The sequence below is a fragment of the Neisseria weaveri genome, assembly GCF_900638685.1.
GTDB lineage: Bacteria > Pseudomonadota > Gammaproteobacteria > Burkholderiales > Neisseriaceae > Neisseria > Neisseria weaveri.
Window position 1 is genome coordinate 2,177,375 of record NZ_LR134533.1, and the last position, 24,165, is coordinate 2,201,539.

Genomic DNA, 24,165 nt, shown 5'->3' on the forward strand with positions numbered 1-24,165 from the left:
AAAATAGAAAAAAAGGATTTTTAGGATTATAATCCGTTAAGTAGGGAATGAATTTTGAAATATTCTGCTTAATTGCTTGAAGCAGGGTGTAGGCAGGATATTTTATTTAATAGTCATACCTTGTTAGAAAAATTGAAACGATTAGGAGAATTGGTTTTATGTTTGATTTTGCCCAACATAAATCAGAGTTGCGTCAGGCTGTTACGGCAGCGTACAGACGAAATGAGGCTGAAGCGGTAGCCGATATGCTGAAACAGGCGGAGATGAGTGCGGAAGAAAAAAACGCCGCTGCCGCTCTTGCCCGCCGTTTGGTTACGCAGGTTCGTGCGAACCGTACCAAAGCCAGCGGTGTGGATGCGCTGATGCACGAATTCTCTTTGTCGAGCGAGGAAGGCGTGGCTTTGATGTGCCTGGCTGAAGCTTTATTGCGTATTCCGGATAATGAAACGCGTAATAAATTGATTCAGGATAAATTGGCCGGTGCGGATTGGAAAAGCCATCTGAATAACAGCCCGTCTTTGTTTGTGAATGCGGCGGCTTGGGGTTTGTTGATTACCGGTAAATTGACAGCGGCAACAGACGAGAAAAGCATGGGTATGGCGTTGACGCGTATGTTGGGTAAGGGCGGTCAGCCTTTGATCCGAAAAGGCGTTGATTATGCAATGCGCCTGCTCGGTAAACAGTTTGTAACCGGACAGACTATCGAAGAAGCACTGCAAAACGGTAAAGAGCGGGAAAAACTGGGCTACCGTTTTTCCTTCGATATGTTGGGCGAAGCGGCAATGACTCAGGAAGATGCCGACCGATATTATCAAGATTACGTCAATGCCATCCACGCAATCGGTAAAGATGCGGCTAATGCCGGTGTTTATGAGGGTAACGGTATTTCCGTGAAGCTGTCGGCGATTCATCCGCGTTATTCACGCGCGCAGTATGACCGTGTAATGGGCGAACTGCTGCCGCGCTTGAAAGAGCTGTTTGTCTTGGCAAAACAATACAATATCGGTTTGAACATCGATGCAGAAGAAGCCAATCGTTTGGAGTTGTCTTTGGATTTGATGGAGGCTTTGGTTTCCGACCCTGACTTGGCTGGCTATAACGGAATCGGTTTTGTAGTTCAGGCCTATCAAAAGCGTTGCCCGTTTGTAATTGATTATTTGATTGATTTGGCGCGTAGAAATAATCAGAAGTTGATGATCCGTTTGGTAAAAGGTGCGTATTGGGACAGTGAAATCAAATGGGCGCAGGTTGATGGTTTGGAAGGCTATCCTGTTTACACGCGCAAAGTACACACCGACGTTTCTTATTTGGCTTGTGCGCGTAAGTTGTTAGCTGCGCAAGATGCGGTTTTTCCGCAGTTTGCTACGCATAATGCTTATACTTTGGCAGCCATTTATGAAATGGGTAAAGGAAAAGATTTTGAACACCAATGCCTGCACGGTATGGGTGAGACTTTGTACGACCAAGTGGTCGGTCCGCAAAATTTAGGCCGTAGGGTGCGTATTTATGCGCCTGTCGGTACGCATGAAACTTTATTGGCCTATTTGGTCCGCCGTTTGTTGGAAAACGGTGCGAACTCCTCATTTGTTAATCAAATTGTGGATGAGAAAGTCAGTATTGATGATTTGATTAAGTGTCCTTTGGAAACGGCGGCACAAACGCAAGGAACGATGCATGCCGCTTTGCCTTTGCCACGTAATCTTTATGGTAAAGGCCGTCTGAATTCCCAAGGCTTGGATTTAAGCAATGAGTTTGTTTTAAAACAATTGCAGCAGGATATGAATGAAGCTGCAAACCAAACTTGGCATGCAGAATCTGTTGCGGCGGTTCCGGTAGAAAACCGACAGCCGCATGCAGTTAAAAATCCTGCGGATCATCACGATGTTGTCGGTCAAGCCGCATTTATTCAGACGGCCTCTATTGCAAACGTTATTGGAGCGGCAAAAGCAGCGGAGCGGGAATGGGCCGGAAAAATGCCGTCTGAACGGGCGGAGTGTTTGCGCCGTTTTGCCGATTTATTGGAAAGCCATACTCCCGCATTGATGATGCTGGCGGTACGGGAAGCCGGTAAAACTTTGAATAACGCGATTGCCGAGGTTCGGGAAGCGGTGGACTTCTGCCGTTATTATGCGAATGAAGCAGAGACAACGTGTTCAGGCCGTTTGCCGGTCGGAACGATTGTGGCCGTCAGCCCGTGGAATTTCCCGTTGGCGATTTTTATCGGAGAAGTGGTAGCGGCTTTGGCTGTGGGCAATACTGTGGTTGCCAAGCCTGCGGAACAAACCAGTTTGATTGCACATTATGCCGTCCGTTTGCTGCATTCTGCAGGTGTTCCTACCAATGTTTTGCAGTTGGTGTTGGGCGCAGGCGAAGCGGGTGCGGCGTTAACTCAGGATGATCGTATTAACGGCGTCATCTTTACCGGTTCGACCGAAGTGGCCAAGTTGATTAATCAATCTTTGGCAAAACGCGAAGACAATCCGGTGTTGATTGCAGAAACAGGCGGTCAAAATGCCATGATTGTCGACAGCACGGCTTTGGCTGAGCAGGTTTGTATGGATGTATTGAATTCGGCTTTTGACAGTGCCGGTCAGCGTTGTTCCGCATTGCGCGTGTTATGTGTGCAAGAAGATGTTGCCGACCGAATGTTGAAAATGATTAAAGGTGCGATGCGCGAATTGCGTGTCGGTAATCCTATCGATTTGAAAACCGATGTCGGCCCCGTTATCGATATGGAAGCGCAGCAAAATCTGTTGTCACATATCAACCGAATGAAAGGCGTGGCTAAGGCTTATCACGAAATTGCATTGCCCGAAAATGCCGAAAATTCAACTTTTGTTGCGCCGATTTTATTTGAGTTAAACAACTTAAACGATTTGCAGCGCGAAGTATTCGGCCCCGTTTTACATGTTGTGCGTTATCGTGCCAACCAGCTGGATAGTCTGATAGATCAAATCAACAGCAAAGGTTACGCGCTTACACACGGTATTCACAGCCGCATCGACAGTACAATCGAGCATATCAGCCGCCGTATTGAAGCCGGTAATATTTATGTTAACCGCAATATTGTGGGGGCAGTAGTTGGTGTTCAGCCGTTCGGAGGACACGGTTTGTCGGGAACAGGGCCTAAAGCAGGCGGTGCCTTCTATCTGCAGCGCTTGAGTCAAGGTAAACATTGGGAGATTCCTGCGGTATCCAAACCGGGCGTAGCAGAGGAAAAATATTTGGCTGTTTTGGAAAACTTAATGCGCCAAATGGGTTTTTCCCATGAGCAAAAGGTTCAGTTGGGCGGCCTGATGGGACAAGCTAGAGTGCATAATTTACGTGAGGCTGAGCAGATGTTGCCGGGGCCGACGGGGGAATACAACTGTGCACGTTGGCATGCGCCTAAGCAGATTTGGCTGTATGGCGGCAATATCGAACAATCTTTTGCTGCTTGGATTGCTTTGGCGGCAGCTGGTGTGAAAGTTATTGTTAATCAAAACCATCCTTTGGCAATTTGGCGTGAGCATTCAGACGGCCTGTTAACCGTCAGCACTCAAAATATTCCGGCTGGTATCAGCCATTTGATTGCTTTGGAAGCTCTGGACATTGAGCTGAAACAGCAGATTGCCTTGCAGGACGGGGCCATTATTAAAGTGCTGGATGCAACATCGGGCTTGGATATACTGCAAGTGTTCGAGGAGGTTAGTTTGAGTGTAAATACTACTGCTGCAGGCGGTAATGCAAGTTTGATGGCGATGTCTGAAGTTTGATTGGGCTGAACCGTAAGATCGGAAGCAATAAGATATTGCTTCCGATTTTTTTTAATGTTTTTGTTTGGGTATAGACCGGAAAAACATCAAATCAGGTTGTAAAGATAAATAAAAAAACAGCAGACTTTTATGAAAAAAGTCTGCTGTTTTTTTAAAACTTGGTGCCCAGGAGAAGACTCGAACTTCCACACCCGTTAGGATACTAGCACCTGAAGCTAGCGCGTCTACCAATTCCGCCACCTGGGCTTTGTATTTTTAAATTTTTAAACCGATGTTTTCAAAATGATTATATATAAAATAATTTTTTGGTGCCCAGGAGAAGACTCGAACTTCCACACCCGTGAGGATACTAGCACCTGAAGCTAGCGCGTCTACCAATTCCGCCACCTGGGCTTTGCTTTAATTTTTACTTTCGGTTAAAGTGTCAAAGCTTGTCGCTAAAACAAGACGCAAATTATATATTTAAATAAAAGATTGTCAACCATACAGATGAAAAAAAGTTCTAAATTATTGAGTGTTCGAAAAAAAGAAAATATTCGGAAAAATGATCCGTTTCTTGAGAGAGAGAAACAAAAATATGAATTCCCGCTGCCCAGCCGTGAATGGATTATCCAAATTTTGGAAAGAGAAGGCGTACCGCTGAAAATTTCGGCATTGGCGGCAAAATTGGATATTACGGATTCGGAAGATGAGTTTTTCGAGCGCCGTATCAAAGCAATGGCCAGAGATGGTCAGGTGCTGATTAACCGGCGTGGTGCAGTGTGCGTAGCTGAAAAATTAGATTTGGTAAAATGCCGTGTCGAAGCACATAAAGACGGTTTTGGTTTTGCGGTTCCGCTGGATTCCGGCGAAGGAAGCGATTTAGTACTTTATGAGCGCCAGATGCGCGGCGTCATGCACGGTGATACTGTAATGGTGCGACCGGCCGGGTTTGATCGCAGAGGCCGTCGCGAAGGTCAGGTTTTGGAAATTGTCGAAAGAGGCAATAAACAGGTTGTCGGCCGTTTTTACATCGAACGCGGCGTCGCAATTTTAGAGCCGGCCGATAAGCGTCTGACACAAAGTATTGTATTGGAGCCGGAGAGTCTGGCAGGATTTGAACCAAAATCCGGTCAGGTTGTGGTTGGTGAAATTGAGATCTATCCCGATAACCACAGGCCTGCAGTTGCCAAGCTGACCGAAGTATTGGGGGAATATGCGGACAGCGGCATGGAAATAGAAATCGCTGTAAGAAAACACCAGCTTCCCCATCAGTTTAGCGAAGCATGTTTGAGAGCTGCCGACAGAATTCCCAGTGAAGTAACGAAGCGCGATTGGTTAGGGCGGGTTGATTTAAGGGATATTCCCTTGGTGACGATAGACGGTGAAACTGCCCGTGATTTTGATGATGCGGTGTATGCGGAGAAACAAGGCCGCAATTACCGTTTGATTGTTGCCATTGCAGATGTAAGCCATTATGTCCGCCCGGGAGATGCAATCGATACGGATGCTGTTGAGCGTACGACCAGTGTGTATTTCCCCCGCAGGGTGATTCCGATGTTACCCGAAAAACTCTCCAACGGTATTTGTTCGCTGAATCCTAATGTAGACCGCTTGTGTATGGTTTGCGATATGGTGGTAACTTATGCGGGCAACATCAAGGAATATGAATTTTATCCTGCTGTGATGCGCTCCCAAGCCCGACTGACTTACAACCAAGTTTGGAACTGGATTGAATCCGGTGAGGAACATGATTTAAAACCGCAAATCGATACCTTGTACAAACTGTTTAATATTCTGCAGAAAAAACGTTCGCAACGCGGCGCGATGGAGTTTGACAGCGTTGAAACTCAAATGTTGTTTAACGATCAGGGAAAAATCGACCGCATTGTGCCGGTTGTCCGCAATGACGCGCATAAGTTGATTGAAGAATGTATGTTGGCGGCCAATGTGTGTGCGGCAGATTTTCTGCTTAAAAATAAGCATACTGCCTTATTTAGAAACCATTTGGGCCCGACAGATGAAAAATTGGCAGTATTAAGGGAGCAGCTGGGTTTGCTCGGTTTGAGTTTGGGAGGCGGGGAAAAGCCGTCGCCGAAAGATTACGCCGAGTTAGCCGAAAAAATCAAAGACCGCCCGGATAGAGAGCTGTTGCAGGTGATGTTGTTGCGTTCAATGCAGCAGGCTATGTACGAACCGCATAACGAAGGGCATTTCGGTTTGGCATATGAGGCGTATGCGCACTTTACTTCGCCGATTCGCCGTTATCCTGATCTGACTGTACACAGGGCGATTAAGGCTGTATTGAACCATGAAACTTATCAGCCCGAGTCTTGGCAAAAATTGGGCGTGAATTGCTCCTTGAATGAGCGACGTGCGGATGATGCTTCCAGAGACGTTGAAAACTGGCTGAAAACTTATTATATGCAGGATAAGTTGGGCGAAGTTTTCCAAGGTCGGGTATCCAGCCTGTCAAATTTCGGGGTGTTTGTTACTTTAGATGACATTTATATCGAAGGCTTGGTTCATATCAGCGATTTGGGGGAGGATTATTTCAACTTCCGTCCTGAAGTGATGGCCATTGAAGGCGAGCGTAGCGGCGTTTCTTTCCGCATAGGCGATAGCGTAGTGATTAAAGTGGTTCGTGCCGATTTGGATACGGGTAAAATTGACTTTACTTTAATCAGCGGTGGACAAAAGCGTAAAAAGAGTGCGTCTAAGGCTGAAGTTTTCAAAAAGAAACGAAGCCGTTCCACTGAAAACCGCAGAACGCGCAAGTCTGAAGAAGCTGGAAAGCCTCCTCGTAAAGCCAAGCGTAAGAAACACAAATAGCCGATCTCCGGTTTGTTGATCATTGAAGAATTGAAAAGGCCGTCTGAAATTTCAGACGGCCTTTTGATTTTAGATAATGGCGATTGAAATGGTTGCCGACTTATTTACCCCAAATAGATTGAACTCCGTCTTTTAAAATGTTTAACACCGGGTCGGCAGCGTATTCATCTAAATAAATAAAATTCAACGGTAAGGTTTGGCGGTAATCTTCCAGCATAACAATAGGTTTGCCACTTTTGCAGGCGGATAATGCTTTATGCTCCGGCACCATTGCCACGCCCACGCCCTCGCAGACCAAATCAATGATGGTTTGCGGATAATCGCAGACAATCTGTTGTTTCGGCGAAATATTATGTTGGCGCCAAAAACGCTGCATATATTTGCGGCTGCTGGAAACTACCGACATTTCAATCCAAGCGTAACGTTCCAAGCTGCAAGGCAGGTCTTTCAATATTGTTTCAGCATCTCTTTGGTGGCAAATCAGGGAATAATGGATGTCTTCCAAAAAGATGTTTCTCAAACCCCGATGGGTAACCGGGCCTAAAAAGAAACCGCCGTGAAGCTGCTTTTCCAGAATGCGTTGTTCGATTTCGCCACTCATCCCGTATTGGATATGTAGTTGCAAATTGGAATTGTCTGCCAATATCTTTCGGGTTAGGGCGGTGATTTTTTCAGGAGGTGCGGGATGGATCAAACCCAATTCAGCTGTTGCAATATAGTGTTGCGACAAAGTTTTGGCAAAACAATCCAATTGGTGATGATGTTGCAGCAGAGTTTCCGCCTCGGGGAGAAAAGCTTCTCCGGCAATCGTCAGCATCATGCCGCTGGCTGTTCGGGTAAACAGTGCCACATCCAATTTTTTTTCCAAAGCTTTGATTTGTGCTGAAACCGCAGGCTGGGAAAGATGCAGCCTTTCTGCCGCTTGGGTTAAGTTTCCGGTATGGGCAACCGTTGTAAAGGTTTTAAGTAAGGTATAATCCATAGTTTTCTTAATATATTTACATCAGCTGTACCTTAATAAAGCTTATTTGTTTTAAAGGCAAGCCCGAGAATGTGGCAGTTGATGATTATTGAGTCGGCATATTTTAAATATATTTATATATATCAATATATTATAAATAGGTATCAGAAAAACGGATTGAAGCTATTAGAAAATAAAATTGGTCAATGTGTAAAATTTTCATTTTAATGACGCTACATTTTTTAACAACCGTTTCCATTTTGCGACAAGTATCGGAATAATAACAGCAATAAAGTTGCTGTGGTTGTAAAATTATGTCTGCCGGGGCAGTTTGACCGGTTGAGCGTCGGGTTGGAGACATGAGCTTCCGTATCCGGCGTTGTGCAGGATTAAAACAAGGAGAAGAAAAACATGGATAAACAGACAGCCGAACGGGTATTAAAACACCCGAAATTCCGTCAAATGGCGCGTCAGAAAGCCCTTATCGGTTGGGGTTTTTCTGCCGTTATCTTTTTTATGTACGTCATTTATATTTGGATGATCGGTACATCACCCGAAATCTTCGGGCATCCCGTTTCAGAAGGCAGCATTACCACTTGGGGTATTTATGCCGGCTTATTCGTGATTGTCTTTTCATTCATTACCACCGGTATCTATGTAAGCATTGCCAACGGTAAATTCGAAGACATGACCAAAGACGTCGTACGCGAAGCTCAGGGAGAATAAGCATGAATAAATTATTAATTACCGCAGCTGCTCTCTTGGCTTCCGGCAGCGTTTGGGCGGATGCCTTCACCGGCGAAGTTCAAAAACAACCTTTAAACATCGCGGCCATCGTGATGTTCCTGATTTTCGTCGGCGGCACCCTGTTTATTACCAAATGGGCTGCCAAGCAAAACAAATCCACCAAAGACTTCTACACTGCCGGCGGCGGTATTTCCGGCTTCCAAAACGGCTTGGCGATTGCCGGCGACTACATGTCTGCCGCGTCGTTTTTGGGTATTTCCGCCATGGTGTACACCACCGGTTACGACGGCCTGATCTACTCCACCGGCTTCTTGGTGGGCTGGCCGATTGTATTGTTCCTCGTGGCCGAACGCTTGCGTAACTTGGGTAAATTTACGTTCTCCGACGTAGTTGCCTACCGTCTGAAACAAAAACCCGTGCGCGTGTTTGCGGCCAGCGGTTCGCTGTTGGTGGTGATTCTGTATCTGATCGCGCAAGTTGTGGGTGCGGGCAAACTGATTCAGTTGCTGTTCGGCATGAGCTACACTTCCGCGGTGATTATCGTGGGCGCGCTGATGGTGGCGTATGTATTGTTCGGCGGTATGTTGGCAACCACTTGGGTGCAAATCATTAAAGCCGTTCTGCTGCTGTCCGGTGCGACTTTCATGGCGTTCATGATTCTGAAAGCCAGCGGCTTCAGCTTGGAAGGCATGTTCCTGAAAGCTACCGAAATCCACGAAAAAGGTACGGCGATTATGGCGCCGGGCGGCTTGGTGTCCAACCCGATCGACGCGCTCTCGTTGGGCTTGGCGTTGATGTTCGGTACCGCCGGTCTGCCGCACATTCTGATGCGTTTCTTCACCGTACCCGATGCCAAAGAAGCACGTAAATCGGTATTCGTTGCTACCGGCTTTATCGGCTACTTCTACCTGCTCACTTTCGTCATCGGTTTCGGCGCGATCATCTTCGTTACCAAAGACAACCCGCAATTCTTCACCACTATGGTAAACGAAGGCAAAACCGTAGTCGAAATGATCGGCGGTACCAACATGGCGGCGGTTCACCTGTCCGGCGCATTGGGCGGCAACCTGTTCTTGGGCTTCATTTCAGCCGTAGCATTCGCCACCATTTTGGCGGTAGTGGCCGGTTTGACCCTCTCCGGTGCGTCTGCGGTGAGCCACGACTTGTATTCTTCTGTAATCCGCGAAGGCAAAGCCACTCAAGAAGAAGAAATGCGCGTATCCCGCTTGGCTACTTTGGGCTTGGGCGTTCTGGCGATTGTGTTGGGCATTGCGTTTGAAAACCAAAACGTAGCGTTTATGGTGGGCTTGGCGTTCGCGCTGGCTGCTTCGGCCAACTTCCCGATTCTGGCTTTGTCGATGTTCTGGAAAGGCCTGACGACACGCGGCGCGGTGATCGGCGGTTTCTTGGGCTTGTTGGTTGCTTTTGTGCTGATTATCTTAGGCCCGACCGTTTGGGTGAAAGTGCTGCACAACAAAGAAGCCATCTTCCCGTACAGCAACCCTGCCTTGTTCTCAATTCCGCTGGCCTTTATCGCAGCTTGGTTCTTCTCGATTACCGACAAATCGAAACAGGCCGAATTGGATAAAGCAGGCTTCGAAGCTCAATATGTACGCTCGATGACCGGTATCGGCGCGGCTGAAGCCAGCGACCACTAATCGGGCATGATCAGTCATAACGTTTAAAGCAATGGCTTGATTAAAAAGGCCGTCTGAAATTTCAGACGGCCTTAGTTTTATTTTCTTTATTTATTGCAATACAAAGTAAAGCCAAATGGCGGTGTCAATAGAGAGTCTTGATTTTGATGGATTTGATAACAGACTCAATAGATTGGAATGTCTTTATTGATACGATCTGAGTTAAGGCATAGGCCGTCTGAATTTTCAGACGGCCTAAGCTTTTTTCACTGTAAAACAATTTTGCATAAACAGAACCAGAGATAGCGATTAGGAAGCCGGTCAATTTGATTGAAGATAGTTTATGTGTATATGCTGGTTCTGACTAAGGGGGGAGGCCGTCTGAAATTTCAGACGGCCTCTTGGTTTTTCATAAAAGCAGGAGACGGATACTGTTTGCATAGTGGCATATTAATTGCATGGTAATGCTATGTATTTAAAAAAGAAATGCCTGAATTTCGGGCTGATTCTCATGATATTTGCAACTAAACTTGTGATTTATTTGATAAATATAAATATCGTGATTAATTATGTTAATATATTAACCTTATATTAACTATCATTATTTGTTTTTAAGTGACAATAAATGTCATTTTAGTTACTTTTTATTTTTATATAGTTGCCGCAGGCAGCAAAACATTATCAGCGTCTTTACTCACAGGAAAAAATATGAATAAAAGTTACCGCACCATTTGGAACGAGTCTTTAGGAGCATGGGTTGCAGTCTCTGAAATTGAGAAGACAAAGGGGAAACCGTCTAAAGGTTCCGTGGGAAGCAGCATAAATAACGTAAGCCTTTCCCTGTGGGGTACGGGGCTGCGTACAATGATTGTTTGCTTGGGCATGGCATTTGGCGGAGTTTATCAGGCTCAAGCTGCCACTTTGTATTGTGAAACTGACAGCTCGGGGTCACCTAGCGGCAATATTAAATGTGGTGCTGGTTCTGCTGCAAATGGTAATCAATCTATAGCAATTGGCTCTAAAGCAAAGGCTACGGGCGTACAATCTGTTTCAATTGGTGCGGATACGATAGCTTCGGGATCTTCATCAGTTGCCATTGGTGGTGACGATTTGTTGATTGTTTCGAAAGCGCGGGGAAATAACACTGCTAATACTAGTAATATTGCATTGAAATATCGTGCAGTTACGGGCGATGTTTTATTTCAAAGATATGATTCTACCCAATCAGGGGAAGCGGCTGTTGCGGTAGGCGTATCGGCAAAAGCTGCTGATTTAGCGACTGCGTTTGGTACACGATCTAATGCGGCAGGTGCTGTATCGGTTGCATTGGGTGCCGGCGCACATGCCGATAAAGAGAATGCTGTGGCTATTGGTGCAGGTGCTTCTACAGTCAATACAACTGCAGAAGGTATCACTGATGTTGCTCTAAATAGTAATAAAGTTGCCATTACTACGCCTTCGACTGAAGCGCCAGCTTTTTATCGCTTGAGAATTAATAATGTTGACTTCGATTTTAAAGCCGGCAATAGCGTATCTGATGGGGATATTGTTTCTTTCGGCGCGCAAGGCTTTGAACGGCAATTGAAATATGTTGCGCCGGGTAAGATTTCGGAAAACAGTACGGATGCGGTGAACGGCAGCCAGCTGTATACGGTGGTTGATGCTTTGACGGCATTGCGCGGGAATGTAACCAATCTGGAAAATACCAAGACACGCTTTTACAGCGTGAATAACGCAGGAACTACTGCAGCTACAGGCAACTATGATAATGATGGTGCGAAAAAGCCAAGATCCTTAGCAGCAGGTGTAGAGGCTCTTGCTAATGGAGATGGCGCAGTATCTGTTGGTTACAGAACGAAATCGACAGCCGGTTCCGCCGTTGCCGTAGGCGATCGTGCCGAAGCCTTGGACAATCAAGCGATTGCGATTGGTCAGGAAGCCAAAGCAAGTGCTGATTGGGATATTTCGATAGGCCGTCGTGCTGGGTACGGCATACAAAATGTAGCAGAAGAAGGTAGAAATATCGCAATTGGTGATGGCGCATTAAAACAAGCCGATGCACCTAACAATAATATTGCACTCGGAACGGATGCTGCGGCTTCTTCAAGAGGCAATTTTAATGTTGCCATCGGTACTTATGCCAATGCGCCAACTTCATTAGATGCAATTGACGGTATTGCTGTAAAAACTAGGGTACAGGCAGATAGAACAGTTGCTGTTGGCGATCGGGCGGTTGCTTATACCAGTTCGTCGGTTGGTGTGGGCGCGCGTTCAAAAGCAATAGGTACTATCTCAACTGCAGTGGGGGCAAGTGCTGAAGCACGTGGAGATTATTCTATAGCCCATGGTTATTCAGCAAAAGCAACCGGTACTTCTTCTATTGCTATCGGCGGTGCACAAAACGTAGGAACCAATAGTACCCAGGCGACTGCACATTATGCAGTCGCCGTAGGCTCTGTAGGTACGCAGGCAACGGGCGTGTCTTCTTTGGCTTTGGGTCATGGCGCTCAAGCAAGCGGCGCGAATGCTATTGCTCAAGGTAAATCTGCCCGTGCCGGGGCTGAAAACAATATTGCGGTGGGTAATAATGCTCAAGCTTCCACAGGTACCAATACCATCGCAATCGGTAAAGACGCTTCAGTATCTGCGGCTAATGCAGTTGTTGTCGGACACCGTGCAACAGTTGCCGCTACCGGTGCAGGGTCTGTTGCGGTTGGTTCTTCAAGTAAAGCGAACGGTGTAAATGCAACGGCAGTTGGTCAAGCTTCCGAAGCGGCCGGTCAAAATTCATTTGCAGGCGGTCAAGACTCCCATGCGACAGGTAAATCTACCGTGGCGGTCGGCGATGGTGCGAAATCCACGCAAGATTCTGCAGTAGCGGTCGGCGCGTATGCGCATGCAGGCCCTGAAGCTGCTGATTTGGCGCAAGACCAGAATGCCGGTGCCGGATCGGCTGCGTTCGGCTATTCGGCCAGAGCGGTAACTTACCGCAGTTTGGCTTTGGGGGCGGCAAGTAAAGCTGCGGGCGGTAACGGCGCATTGGCAATCGGCGATACCGCCCAAGCGTTGGCAGGCGATACTGTGGCTATCGGAACATCATCTTCTGCCGCAGCTGTTCAGGCTGTGGCGTTGGGGCGGCAATCGAATGCGGCCGGTGCCAAGAGCTTGGCTTTGGGCTATCTGGCCAACACCGGTGCTAATGCAGACAGCGCGACTGCCATTGGCCGTGAGGCGCGTGCGGATCTTGCCAATGCGGTTGCTTTAGGTTCAGGCAGCGTAGCCAATACCGCTCATGGTGTGGCCGGTGCGGATCCTTTGGGTGCGGAAACAAATAAAGCCAACAGCACATGGACGGCAACGACGGCTGCTGTAGCTGTGGGTAAAGGCAGTGAAATTACCCGCCAGATTACCAGCGTTGCAGCCGGTGCGGCGGATACCGATGCTGTGAACGTGGCGCAATTGAAAGCCGCAGGTTTTAAATTGATTGCGACGGCTTCCGAAGGTACGTTGGAGTCTGCAGCGGAAACCAAAGTTAAAAACGGTGAAACCGTTACGCTGGATGCGGGTAAAAATATCAAGCTGACTCAAAACGGCAAAACCATCAAAGTTGCGACTAAAGATGAAGTTGAGTTTAACCGGGTAACAGTCGGCGATGTCCAAATCGACAGCCAAGGCATTAATGCCGGTAATAAGGTAATCAGCAATGTTGCCGCGCCAACAGCTGCGAATCATGCTGCAAATAAGGCTTATGTTGATAGCGGACGCACTCAGGTGAAGTCTTCCAACAAAACAGTTACCGTGGTTTCTAAAACTGAAAACGGCGCCAATGTTTATGACTTATCGGTAGATACTTCATTGTTGGCGCAAGCGGACGGTACCAATATCGCTCTGCAATATGGCGGCGACGGCGGCACTACCGGTAGCAGTGCTTTGAGCCAACGCGTTCAATTCAACGGCACCAGCGATGAAATTGTTACCACCGCTACAGACGGTAACGTAACATTTAAGCTGGCAGACGCTGTGAAAAATAAAATTGAAGCAGCTAAAAACCAAGCTGAGGCCAATAAAACAAAACTTGCGGATCATGAAACCCGCATTACCGACAATCAGACTGCGGCTAAAGCTGCAGCCGATAAAGCAGCGGAAAATGCAGGAAAAATCGATCAAAATACCCTTGATATTCAACGCAATGCAGATAAGATTGCCGAAGGTTTGAATTTCTCGGGCAACAACGGCACGCCGTTTAAGCGCGAGTTGGGTCAAACGGTTGCTGTTAAAGGTGCCGATACCAATATTTCCACAACGGCCGACAACGGCACGATTACTGTCGAGCTTGCCAAAACGTTGGATTTGGGCGCAACAGGCAGCGTAACAACCGGCAAGACCAAATTATCCGATAACGGCGTAACGATTACTCCTACCGGAGCAGGCAATCCGGTTAGCTTAACTTCAGACGGCCTGGACAACGGCAATAAAACAATCCGTAATGTTGCCGACGCACAAAACGAAACCGATGCTGTTAACAAACGCCAATTGGATGAAGTGGCAAACAGCGGTTGGAATCTGCATAACAACGGTCAAGCCAAAGATACGGTTAAGCGCAATGATGTCGTTAATTTTGCCGATGGCGAAGGTACAACCGCGCTTGTGGAAACCGCAGGAGATACATCGTCTACCGTAAAATTCTCCGTGAATACAGCGGCTCTGAACGTACGCGACGGCGTGGTTTCTGCCGATAAAACCGGTAATGCGTTTGCAACGGCAACCGATGTTGCCCAAGCAATCAATGCTTCGGAAAAAACGTCTTCCGTGGTTCAGGGTAATAACACCCGTGTTACCACCGATGTACAAGGTAATCATACGGCTTATACCATTCACGCTGAAAAAACCACGTTGACCGGTTCGGATAAAGTATCGGTTACCGCCGGCAATAAAGATAATAATGATGTAACGAATTATGCTGTCGATTTAACCGATGCGGCAAAACAAGACATCGAAAAAGGCGTGCAAGCGAAAACTGCTATCGACGGTTCCGGCTTGCAGTTGAAAGATGGCGCAGGTGCTTTTTCTTCAGTGAAAAAATTGGGAGAAAGCTTCACGGTAACAGGCGACAGCAATATCACGACTGCCGCAAATACCGACGGTATTGAAGTCAAACTGAATCCTAATCTTTCAGTAACCAGCGTGAATGCCGGCGGAAGCACATTAAATTCAGACGGCCTTACCATCACGGGCGGCCCGAGTGTAACCAAAGCAGGCATTGATTCCGCTAATCAAAAGCTGACAAATCTGGCAGCCGGGCAAGATGACGGTGATGCTGTCAATATGTCTCAATTGAAAGACAGCGACAATATTGCCAAAGGCAATATGGCCGCTTTGGGAGGCAAATACGACTCTGCAAACAATACGTACACCCAACCGAGCTATGCTTTGAAAGATAGCGAAGGTGCGGTTAAAACACCTGTTCATACTGTTCAAGACGCTTTAAGCAGTTTGAATGAAGAAATCGAGAAACCGCTGACTTTTGTTGCTGATAAAGGTACGAACAGCAGCCGTAAATTGGGTTCGACCGTTTCTATTAAAGCCGGTAATTTTGCGGGTGCGGCTTCTGTCGAAAACCTGGTTACCGAGAACGACGGCAACGGAACGATTACCATCAAGCTGGCAGACAATCCGACCTTTAAAGGCAAAGTAACGGCTCAAGGTTTGGATGCGGGCGGTCAGCAGATTACAGGCGTGGCCAAAGGTAATAAAGAAACGGATGCGGTCAATGTAGGGCAACTTCAGCAAGCCATGAAAGATGTGACTGTAGAGAATCTGGCATTGGTGGCTGCCGATTCACCTTTCTCTTATATCAATGGAGCCGGTGAGCAGCTGATCCGTAAAGTCAATGAGCAAGGCCAACCATATTTTTTAAAGGCAGACGGTATCACTCCTTATAAAGGTACAGACATCTCTATTTCTGCTTTGAATCCGACTGATCCGCAAACTTCCGTGGCAACCCGCGTAACCAATGTTTCAAAAGGTATTAAAGATACTGATGCGGTTAACACTGCCCAATTGAAAGACGTTTTGACTGCTTTGGGTACGACGCTCGGAACGGACGGCGTACCGGTTAAACCGGTTTATGAAATTACCCGTGCCGACGGCTCGCCTATAGGTACGGTGAATACGGTTCAAGAAGCTTTAGGCCATCTGAATACGGCTTTAAAAGATCCGATTACCATCAGCGGCAATGCCAATAAAGGCAGCAGCACCATTGTTCAGGGCGGTTCTGATCATAAATTGGGTTCTAAGCTTCAGATTGTCGGCGGTTTGGCAAGCGATGAAGCGTCTGCCGATAATATCCGTACGGTAGTTTCGGACGGCAAAGTTGAAATCCAGCTTGCCAATGCCCCTACCTTTACCGGCAAGTTAAGCGCCAAGGGGCTGGATGCGGGTAATGCGAAAATTACCGGTGTGGCAAACGGCAGCGATCCTACTGATGCGGTAAATAAATCTCAGTTGGATGCGGTTTCCGACAGAGTAAATTTAGGTTGGGGACTGACGGCCAGTGGAGCAAACTTGTCTAAAGTAACGCCTGATGAGACCGTTGATTTAAACAATACCGATAACAATATCGTTATCAGTAAAACCGCCAATAGCAATGATGTTACTTTCAATTTGGCGAAAGATTTGAATGTCGACAGCGTAACCGCAGGCGACAGCGTATTATCTTCAGACGGCCTGAAAATCAAAAACGGTCCGAGCGTGACCAAAGCAGGCATTGATGCTGCGGACAAAGCAGTCAGCAATGTGGCAGCCGGCAAAAACGACAAAGATGCGGTTAACGTATCCCAGTTGGCTCCGTTGGCCAAAGCCTTGGGGGTAACGGTAGACAGAACCAGCGGAGCGGTTTCCGCACCGGCATTTACCGTTATGAAAACCGACGGAACGCAATATGATCCGGTAAACAGCATTCAAGGGGCATTCGATCATATCGGCTCGGAAATCAGAAAACCGATTACTTTTGCGGGTGATAACGGTTCGGGTAATTTCGACCGTAATTTAGGCAGCACCGTCAATCTGAAAGGCGGCGCAGACGCAACCAAGTTGAGTGACCGCAATATCGGTGTGATCAGCAACGGTCAAGATACTCTGGATATCAAATTGGCTAAAGAATTGACAGAATTGACCAGTGCGGAATTTACCGATGCACAAGGCAACCGCACGACAGTGGACGGTAACGGAGTGACCGTACGCAATGCCGACGGACAAAATACGGTCAAATTAAATTCAGACGGCCTCCGCATTGAAAACGGCCCGAGCCTGACTAAAACCGGCTTGGATGCGGCCAATACGGTGATTCGTAATGTTGCCGGCGGTAATGTAGGTGAGAACAGCAATGATGCGGTTAACGGAAGCCAGCTGCACGCACACGGCAAAGGCGTTCAAAACGTATTGGGCGGTTCGACCACTTACAATCCTGCCGACGGCTCTTATGCCAATAACAATATCGGCGGCACCGGTAAGAGCAATATTCACGAAGCCATTGAATCTGTGCGTAACACTGCCGGAGCCGGTTGGAATCTGACTGCCGAAGGTGTTAACAGCAGCAATGTTGCCGCCGGTGAAACGGTGGATTTGACCAGTACGGATAAGAATATCGTTATTGCCAAGCAAGCCGATAATGATCAGGTAGCCTTTGATTTGGCCGACGACATCAAGGTCGACAGCGTGACGGCGGGTGATACGGTGGTCAATGATGACGGCGTAACCGTAAACAGTAAAAACGGTAAAGCTCCGGTGGTTTTAAATTCAGACGGCCTCAACAACGGCGGCAATGCCGTAACCAATATTGCTGCAGGTAAAAGCAATACCGACGCGGTGAACGTGTCTCAGCTGAAACCTTTGGCTTCTGCATTGGGCATGGCATTTGATGCTGCCAGCGGAAACATCAGCGCACCGGCCATTACTGTTATGCGCACCGACGGTACGGATTATCCTACTGTCAGCACCATTCAAGATGCATTTAACCACGTCGGTACGGAAATGCGTAAAGCCATCCGCTTCGACGGCAATACCGGCATGTCTGAACGCAAGCTTGGCGAAACGCTCGTGATTAAAGGTTCTTTGGCAGATAATGCCCAAGCATCCGATCAAAATATCCGCACTAAAGTAGCCAACAATACGATGACGATTGAGCTGGCGGAAACACCGAAGTTCGGCAAAGTCACCGTCAACGACAACGGCAAAATTACCGGTATCGAATCCGGCGAGGTTGCCGACGGCAGCAAAGAAGCGGTTAACGGCAACCAGCTGTACGACCAAGGCAAAGGCGTGGAAACGCTGATCGGCGGTACAACGGTTTACAATCCTGCTACCGGAACGTATACCAATACCGATATCGGCGGAACCGGCGCGGCAAACATCAATGATGCGATTGCTGCGGTTAAAGACAAAGCAACAGCAGGCTGGAATCTGACGGCACAAGGCAAAGACAGCAGCAATGTGCAGCCGGGCGATACGGTTGATTTGCGCGGTGCCGATCAAAATATCGTGATCACCAAGTCTGCAAACAGCGATACCGTAACCTTTGATTTAGCTGACGATATTACGGTAAACAGCGTGAAATCGGGCAAAACGACTGTGAATCAAAACGGTGTGCAAGTCGACGACAGCGTAGCCTTGACCGAAGAAGGTCTGAAGGCAGGCAATGTTGCCGTTACCACCAACGGCATCAATGCCGGCGACAAGGTAATCAGTAATCTGGCCAAAGGCTTGGTTGCACAAGGCAGCAAAGAGGCTGTAACAGGCGATCAGCTGTTTGCGGTACAGGAGCAACTCAATGCCAATATCGGCGTGGTTGAAAAAGGCCTGAATTTCACCGGAAACAGCGGTAATTTCAACCGTAAGCTAGGTGAAAATGTGACCGTAAAAGGAGGCTTGGCCAATACGGTTGCCGCATCTTCGGATAATGTCCGCACCGTGGCCGACAGCTCCGGCAATATCGATATCTTGCTGGCAGACGCACCTACGTTCAAAGGCAAATTGACAGCGCACGGACTGGATGCAGGCGGACAAAGAGTGAATAACGTGCAAAAAGGCCAGGATGATAACGATGCAGTCAACGTAGAGCAGTTGCGCGAAGCTATGATCAATGCTTCGGTAACAACGCAAACCGTTGTGAATGCGAATGCACCGTTCTCCTATGTAAACGCTAACGGCGATATCTTGGTTCGTTCGGTAGAAAAAGACGGCACGGTGAAATTCAAGAAAGCTTCTGATAGTTCCGAATATGAAGGTGAAGACATCAGTATTGCCGCTTTGAATGCCAAAGATCCGCAATCGGCCATTCCGACAGTATTGGGCAATATTGCCGACGGCAAGAAAGCCAATGATGCGGTTAATGTCGGTCAGCTGAAAAATACCGTTAAAGCATTGGGTGGCGGCGCGGCCATCAATAGCGACGGCACCATCAAAGATCCGGTATTCACCGTTACCGGTACCAACGGCGCTATTTCCACGCTGAATAACGTAAGCGACGCCTTGAATGCTTTGAACACCGAAGTGCTCAAACCGCTGACCTTCACCGGAGACAACGTCAGCGAAAAAGTTAACCGCCAATTGGGTGAAGAACTAACCATCAAAGGCGGTGCAACCGGAACGTTGACGGATAACAACATCGGTGTAACCGGCAGCGCGGCCGACAATACCTTGTTGGTTAAGTTGGCAGAAACGGTTAATTTAGGCGAAAACGGCAGCGTAACGACCGGTAAAACGGTGCTTAACAATGACGGTGTCAAAGTCGGCAGCGATGTTGCGTTGAATTCAGACGGCCTCAAGGCCGGCAATGTCAACATTACCGCTTCGGGTATTGATGCCGGCGGCAAGCAGATTACCGGTGTCAAAGCGGGTGAAAAAGCAACCGATGCTGTGAATAAGGCCCAGTTGGATGCCGTGAAAGCAGCGGCCAGCAATAAAGTTGAAGCTCAGGGTAATCTGACCGTTAAAGAAGAAACCAATACCGACGGCAGCACAACCTACACGCTGGCAACTGCGGATGATGTGAATTTCAACAGTGTAACCGCGGGCAAAGGTGCTAACGAAGTGTTGCTCGACGGTAAAGGCGTATCGGTCGGCGGCAATACTTACCTGACTGCACAAGGCATCAATGCCAACGGTAAGAAAGTCGCCAATGTGGCAAAAGGCAGCGTTACCGTTGACAGTACCGATGCGGTAAACGGCAGCCAGCTTTACAATACTGCGGCTTCTGTAGCCAACCTGTTTGGCGGTGATGCAGCGGTAAATACCGACGGCAGCCTCCGTATGACCAATATCGGCGGAACGGGAGCAAACAATATCGACGATGCCATTAAAGCAGTCAATCAGGCTGTTGCAGTCAGCAAAGTAGCCGTGGTACAGGGAGACAACATCGTTGTCGACAAAGCGGCAAATCCCGACGGCAGCACCACTTACACGGTTTCTACCGCTAAAGATCTGAAGGTTGACAGTATCTCCGTAGGCAGCAACACCACGCTGAACGGCAACGGTATCAGCATTGCCAATGGTCCGAGCCTGACCGATACCGGTTTGAATGCGGCCGGCAAGAAACTGAGCAATGTGGCCGACGGCGAAATTTCCGCAACCAGCAAAGATGCGGTAAACGGCAGCCAGCTGTATCAGGCTTACCAAGTATTGGGCGGCAACAGTACGTCTATCAATATGACGGATGCACCGGCCACAAGCAACTCGGACGGCAGCAGCACACCGGCAGGTACGGTAACCACCGTGGTAACCAACCCTGACGGTACGCAAACCACAACTGTAGAAACCAACCAGAAAGTTGCGGTATCTGCAGATAAGAGCGGCAAGCAGTACACCTTAACCACTTACAACGTTGAAGGACAAAATACCTACGTGACCAACGACGTCATTATGGCCGTCGGCAAAATGAACGAACAAGGTATTAAGTTCTTCCATACTAATGACGGTGAAGTTAAACCTGTCGTACAAGGTAACAACAACGAAGACTCCAGCGCTTCGGGGGCTTATGCGACAGCCATCGGCTTCCAGTCGTCTGCCAGCGGTCAAGGTGCGGTAGCGCTGGGTAATACCTATCAAACCGAGAAAAAAGTCGAAGGTGCGCAGCTGAAAGAAGTAGTCGGCGCCGACGGCAAAGTAAGCTACGAACAGCGTACTATGGCCAGCGGTATCCGCTCCATTGCTATGGGTACGGGTTCGCAGGCTTTGGCCGAAGACACCATTGCCATCGGTACCGGCAACGTGGTTAGAGGCAAACATTCCGGTGCGATCGGCGACCCTTCCATCATTGACGGAGCCAACTCGTATTCAGTCGGCAACAATAACACCGTTGCCACCGACGATACGTTTGTATTGGGTAATAATGTTACGAAGACCATTAAAAACTCAGTGGTTTTGGGCAGCAGTTCTTCGGCAACAGCCGTACATACCACGGCAGCGGGCGGGCATTACACTTATGCTGGTGCGAATGATGCGAATGTGGCCGGTGTGAATGACGTAGTCGGCGTAGTCAGCGTCGGTATGGAAGGTCAAACCCGCCAGATTCAGAACGTGGCGGCAGGGGTGGTATCGCCAACTTCTACCGATGCCATCAACGGCAGCCAGCTGTACCATACTAATGAAGCCGTTAATAAGGTCGTGAACCATCTGGGCAATATCCACGCGCGTATCGACGATGTTGAAAACCGCGGTAATGCCGGAACGGCCACGGCAATGGCCGTAGCCGGACTGCCTCAGGCTTATTTGCCGGGCAAGAGCATGGTTGCTGTAGCAGGCGGTACTTATCGCGGAGAGAGCGGCTACGCCATCGGCTATTCCAGCATCTCCGACGGTGGCAACTGGGTGGTTAAAGGCTCGGCTACAGGTAACTCGCGCGGTCATTACGGTGCAACCGCCGGTGTGGGTTATCAGTGGTAAAAAATTTCAGACGGCCTAAAAGCTTTTAAGGCGGAGGCCGTCTGAAAAATAATCCCAAATACTTCTCTCATCTTTTACAGCAGCTTTCAAGCTGCTGTTTTTTTATCCCTGCTGCACCATACTCAAGAAGTTGTGAAGCAGGGCGGTACTTAATGAGTTGCCGGCGGGAAGCGTGTCGGGAGGAAAGGTTGGCCTACCGGCATTCATCCCGGTTTATTTTTATATAGTCAAACATAAGGCCGTCTGAAAAAACAAACTTGTTTTCAGACGGCCTTATATATCGGGCGCTTACCGCTTATCGCATTAACAGGCGGATAAGCCCAAGCGGTTTCGATTGGTCAGTCAAAATGTATTTGCATTGGTAAATGCTTTATTTTCCGGCTTTGTCTCCGATTTTGCTTTCTTTTCCCTGCAATAAATTTTGAATATTACTTTTGTGCCGGTACAGCACCAAAATAGCGATAACGACGGTCGCGGCCACCCAAGAATCAAAAGGCATAAAGAAGTAAGCGATAACGGGGCTGGCAACTGTTGCAACCAACGCGGCAAGCGAAGAAACTTTGAATCCGAAGGCCATCACCAGCCAGATTGCCGCGCAAATCAGGGCAGTCGGCCAAGATAAGGCCAGCAGCACGCCTAAAGCAGTCGCGACGCCTTTTCCGCCTTTAAAGCCGAAGAACACCGGCCACATGTGGCCGATTAAAGCGGCAACGGCGACCCAGGCAACGGTTGCGTCCGCCAAACCGAGCGAATCTTGGAAAACCCGGGCAAGTACGACGGCAACCAGGCCTTTGAGTGCGTCTCCCAACAGAGTCAGTGCCGCGGCTTTTTTCTTTCCGCTGCGCAAAACATTGGTTGCTCCCGGATTGCCGGAGCCGTAAGAACGGGGATCGTCCATGCCGTAAAAGCGTGAAACGATGACTGCGAATGAAAGCGAGCCTAAGAGATAAGCGGTAAGGACGGCGAAGAAATTTAACATTATGAATTCTTTGTTTTAGAATGACGTGGTTATTCTAGCGAAAAATGGCGCAAAACAAAATGGACAAAATATTTTTGCACGGTATGAAAGCGGATACGCTGATCGGGGTATACGATTGGGAGCGCGAGCGTATGCAGACCCTGATTTTGGATTTGGATATCGGCGTGCCGAAAACTTCGGCACTCTCCGACAATATCGAAGATACCGTTCACTACGGCGATGTGTGTGAAGCTGTGCGCAGAAGTATGAAAGAACAGCAATTTTTGCTGCTCGAAGCTTTGGCCGAACACATCGCCGAGTTGGTTTTCGAGGATTTCAATGCACTTTGGATTCGGGTTCGGATTACCAAGCCGGGTATCTTGCCGAATGTGCGCGAAGTCGGCGTAGAAATCGAGCGCAGCCGCTCAGACGAGGACGATTGATTTTTCAGACGGCCTAAATTCGAGAGGCCGTCTGAAAAAAGGAGACGGATATGGTTAAGATTTACACTTCCGCAGAAATGCGTTTGCGCGAACAGATCGCGGTCGATGCTGGCAGCAGTTTCGAGCAGTTGATGGAAAATGCAGGGCAGGCCGCAGCGAAAGATTTGCTGTTGCGTTTCCCGAATGCGGGGCGCGCGCTGATGGTCTGCGGCAAAGGCAACAACGGCGGAGACGCTTTGGTAATCGCTAGGGTATTGGCGCAAAAGGACTGGCAAGTTGATGTGTATTTTGTTTTGGGTAATCGGCTTTCCGAGTTATCGGAATTGAACCGGGGCCGTCTGAAAAATCTTGACAGTGTCCGTTTGATAGAGAGTGATCAGCTTCCATTGGAGATTAAATATGATGTCGTGGTAGACGGCATTTTCGGAACGGGGTTTACCGGTGCGCTGCCCGAACAGGTAGCGGGTGTATGTAGGCAGTTAAACGGCATAACCGGAGCGAAAATTGCTTTGGATATACCGACCGGTTTGAACGGCGATACCGCCGAATATGATCAAGAAACATTCCAAGCCGATATCACATATGCATTCGCGGCTTTGAAACCGGCGCATTTAACGGCTGAAGGAAAACGCTTTTCAGGCGAAGTTATCTGTTTGGATATCGGTATTGATTAAGCAATAGGCCGTCTGAAAATTTCAGACGGCGTTTCAATATTGAATCGGCAATAATTCGTTCCGAAGCGACACTGCTTATAAAGCTTTTTTGTTTTGTTGAAACCAAATTTTTCTATGCTTGAGAAGTGGTCGAGAAATAACGTAGCATATTTAAATCTATATAAAACAGGATTTTACTGAAAGTCGGAAAGCAGATAAGCAGCGAAGCACGACTGTTTTGAAAGCAACTTTATTTCCAC

Annotated in this window: 9 protein-coding genes and 2 tRNA genes; 7 read left to right on the top strand and 4 right to left on the bottom strand. The window is 48.2% G+C overall.

Going from position 1 to position 24,165, the window contains the following annotated elements:
• Nucleotides 1-158: 158 nt before the first annotated feature.
• Nucleotides 159-3,755, top strand: a complete 3,597-nt coding sequence (putA, locus tag EL309_RS10430; RefSeq protein WP_004283360.1) for a bifunctional proline dehydrogenase/L-glutamate gamma-semialdehyde dehydrogenase PutA — start codon at nt 159-161, stop codon at nt 3,753-3,755.
• A gap of 159 nt (nt 3,756-3,914) precedes the next feature.
• Here the strand turns inward: putA and EL309_RS10435 are convergent.
• Both EL309_RS10435 and EL309_RS10440 read right to left on the bottom strand, forming a co-directional pair.
• Nucleotides 3,915-4,001, bottom strand: a tRNA-Leu gene (locus EL309_RS10435).
• Nucleotides 4,002-4,061: 60 nt separating this feature from the next.
• A tRNA-Leu gene (locus tag EL309_RS10440) sits at nt 4,062-4,148 on the bottom strand.
• Nucleotides 4,149-4,244: 96 nt separating this feature from the next.
• Between EL309_RS10440 and rnr the strand changes: the two genes are divergently transcribed.
• Entirely contained in the window at nt 4,245-6,566 is a 2,322-nt protein-coding gene (gene rnr, locus EL309_RS10445; protein WP_004283359.1) for a ribonuclease R, read from the top strand.
• A 100-nt stretch (nt 6,567-6,666) separates the two neighbouring features.
• Here rnr and EL309_RS10450 read toward each other — a convergent pair whose 3' ends face one another.
• The gene (locus EL309_RS10450) at nt 6,667-7,548 is read right to left on the bottom strand and encodes a LysR family transcriptional regulator (RefSeq protein WP_004283358.1); all 882 of its coding nucleotides are present in this window, start codon (nt 7,546-7,548) and stop codon (nt 6,667-6,669) included.
• A 390-nt stretch (nt 7,549-7,938) separates the two neighbouring features.
• Here EL309_RS10450 and EL309_RS10455 point away from each other — a divergent pair, with 390 nt between their 5' ends.
• The 3 genes from EL309_RS10455 to EL309_RS10465 all read left to right on the top strand — a co-directional run bounded on the left by EL309_RS10455 (nt 7,939) and on the right by EL309_RS10465 (nt 21,851).
• Nucleotides 7,939-8,253, top strand: a complete 315-nt coding sequence (locus EL309_RS10455) for a DUF485 domain-containing protein (RefSeq protein ID WP_004283356.1) — start codon at nt 7,939-7,941, stop codon at nt 8,251-8,253.
• A gap of 2 nt (nt 8,254-8,255) precedes the next feature.
• Nucleotides 8,256-9,932, top strand: a complete 1,677-nt coding sequence (locus EL309_RS10460) for a cation acetate symporter (RefSeq protein WP_004283355.1) — start codon at nt 8,256-8,258, stop codon at nt 9,930-9,932.
• Nucleotides 9,933-10,619: 687 nt separating this feature from the next.
• Nucleotides 10,620-21,851 (top strand): YadA-like family protein, encoded by an 11,232-nt coding sequence (locus EL309_RS10465; RefSeq protein ID WP_081463188.1) that lies wholly within the window; start codon nt 10,620-10,622, stop codon nt 21,849-21,851.
• A 370-nt stretch (nt 21,852-22,221) separates the two neighbouring features.
• On the opposite strand, the gene plsY is transcribed toward EL309_RS10465, so the two are convergent.
• Nucleotides 22,222-22,830: a glycerol-3-phosphate 1-O-acyltransferase PlsY gene (gene plsY, locus EL309_RS10470; RefSeq protein WP_040669691.1), complete on the bottom strand. Its 609-nt coding sequence runs from the start codon at nt 22,828-22,830 to the stop codon at nt 22,222-22,224.
• A gap of 59 nt (nt 22,831-22,889) precedes the next feature.
• Here plsY and folB point away from each other — a divergent pair, with 59 nt between their 5' ends.
• Both folB and EL309_RS10480 read left to right on the top strand, forming a co-directional pair.
• A complete protein-coding gene (gene folB, locus EL309_RS10475) occupies nt 22,890-23,252 on the top strand; it encodes a dihydroneopterin aldolase (protein ID WP_036494986.1) in 363 nt (120 codons plus the stop codon).
• 50 nt (nt 23,253-23,302) lie between these two features.
• On the top strand, nt 23,303-23,926 hold the full coding sequence (locus EL309_RS10480; protein WP_004283350.1) for an NAD(P)H-hydrate epimerase: 624 nt from the start codon (nt 23,303-23,305) through the stop codon (nt 23,924-23,926).
• The last annotated feature ends 239 nt before the right edge of the window (nt 23,927-24,165 follow it).

Bases quoted from the DNA above. Each gene is read 5' to 3' on its own strand.
- putA (WP_004283360.1), top strand. From the start codon at position 159: ATGTTTGATTTTGCCCAACATAAATCAGAGTTGCGTCAGGCTGTTACG.
- rnr (WP_004283359.1), top strand. From the start codon at position 4,245: ATGAAAAAAAGTTCTAAATTATTGAGTGTTCGAAAAAAAGAAAATATT.
- EL309_RS10450 (WP_004283358.1), bottom strand. From the start codon at position 7,548: ATGGATTATACCTTACTTAAAACCTTTACAACGGTTGCCCATACCGGA.
- EL309_RS10455 (WP_004283356.1), top strand. From the start codon at position 7,939: ATGGATAAACAGACAGCCGAACGGGTATTAAAACACCCGAAATTCCGT.
- EL309_RS10460 (WP_004283355.1), top strand. From the start codon at position 8,256: ATGAATAAATTATTAATTACCGCAGCTGCTCTCTTGGCTTCCGGCAGC.
- EL309_RS10465 (WP_081463188.1), top strand. From the start codon at position 10,620: ATGAATAAAAGTTACCGCACCATTTGGAACGAGTCTTTAGGAGCATGG.
- plsY (WP_040669691.1), bottom strand. From the start codon at position 22,830: ATGTTAAATTTCTTCGCCGTCCTTACCGCTTATCTCTTAGGCTCGCTT.
- folB (WP_036494986.1), top strand. From the start codon at position 22,890: ATGGACAAAATATTTTTGCACGGTATGAAAGCGGATACGCTGATCGGG.
- EL309_RS10480 (WP_004283350.1), top strand. From the start codon at position 23,303: ATGGTTAAGATTTACACTTCCGCAGAAATGCGTTTGCGCGAACAGATC.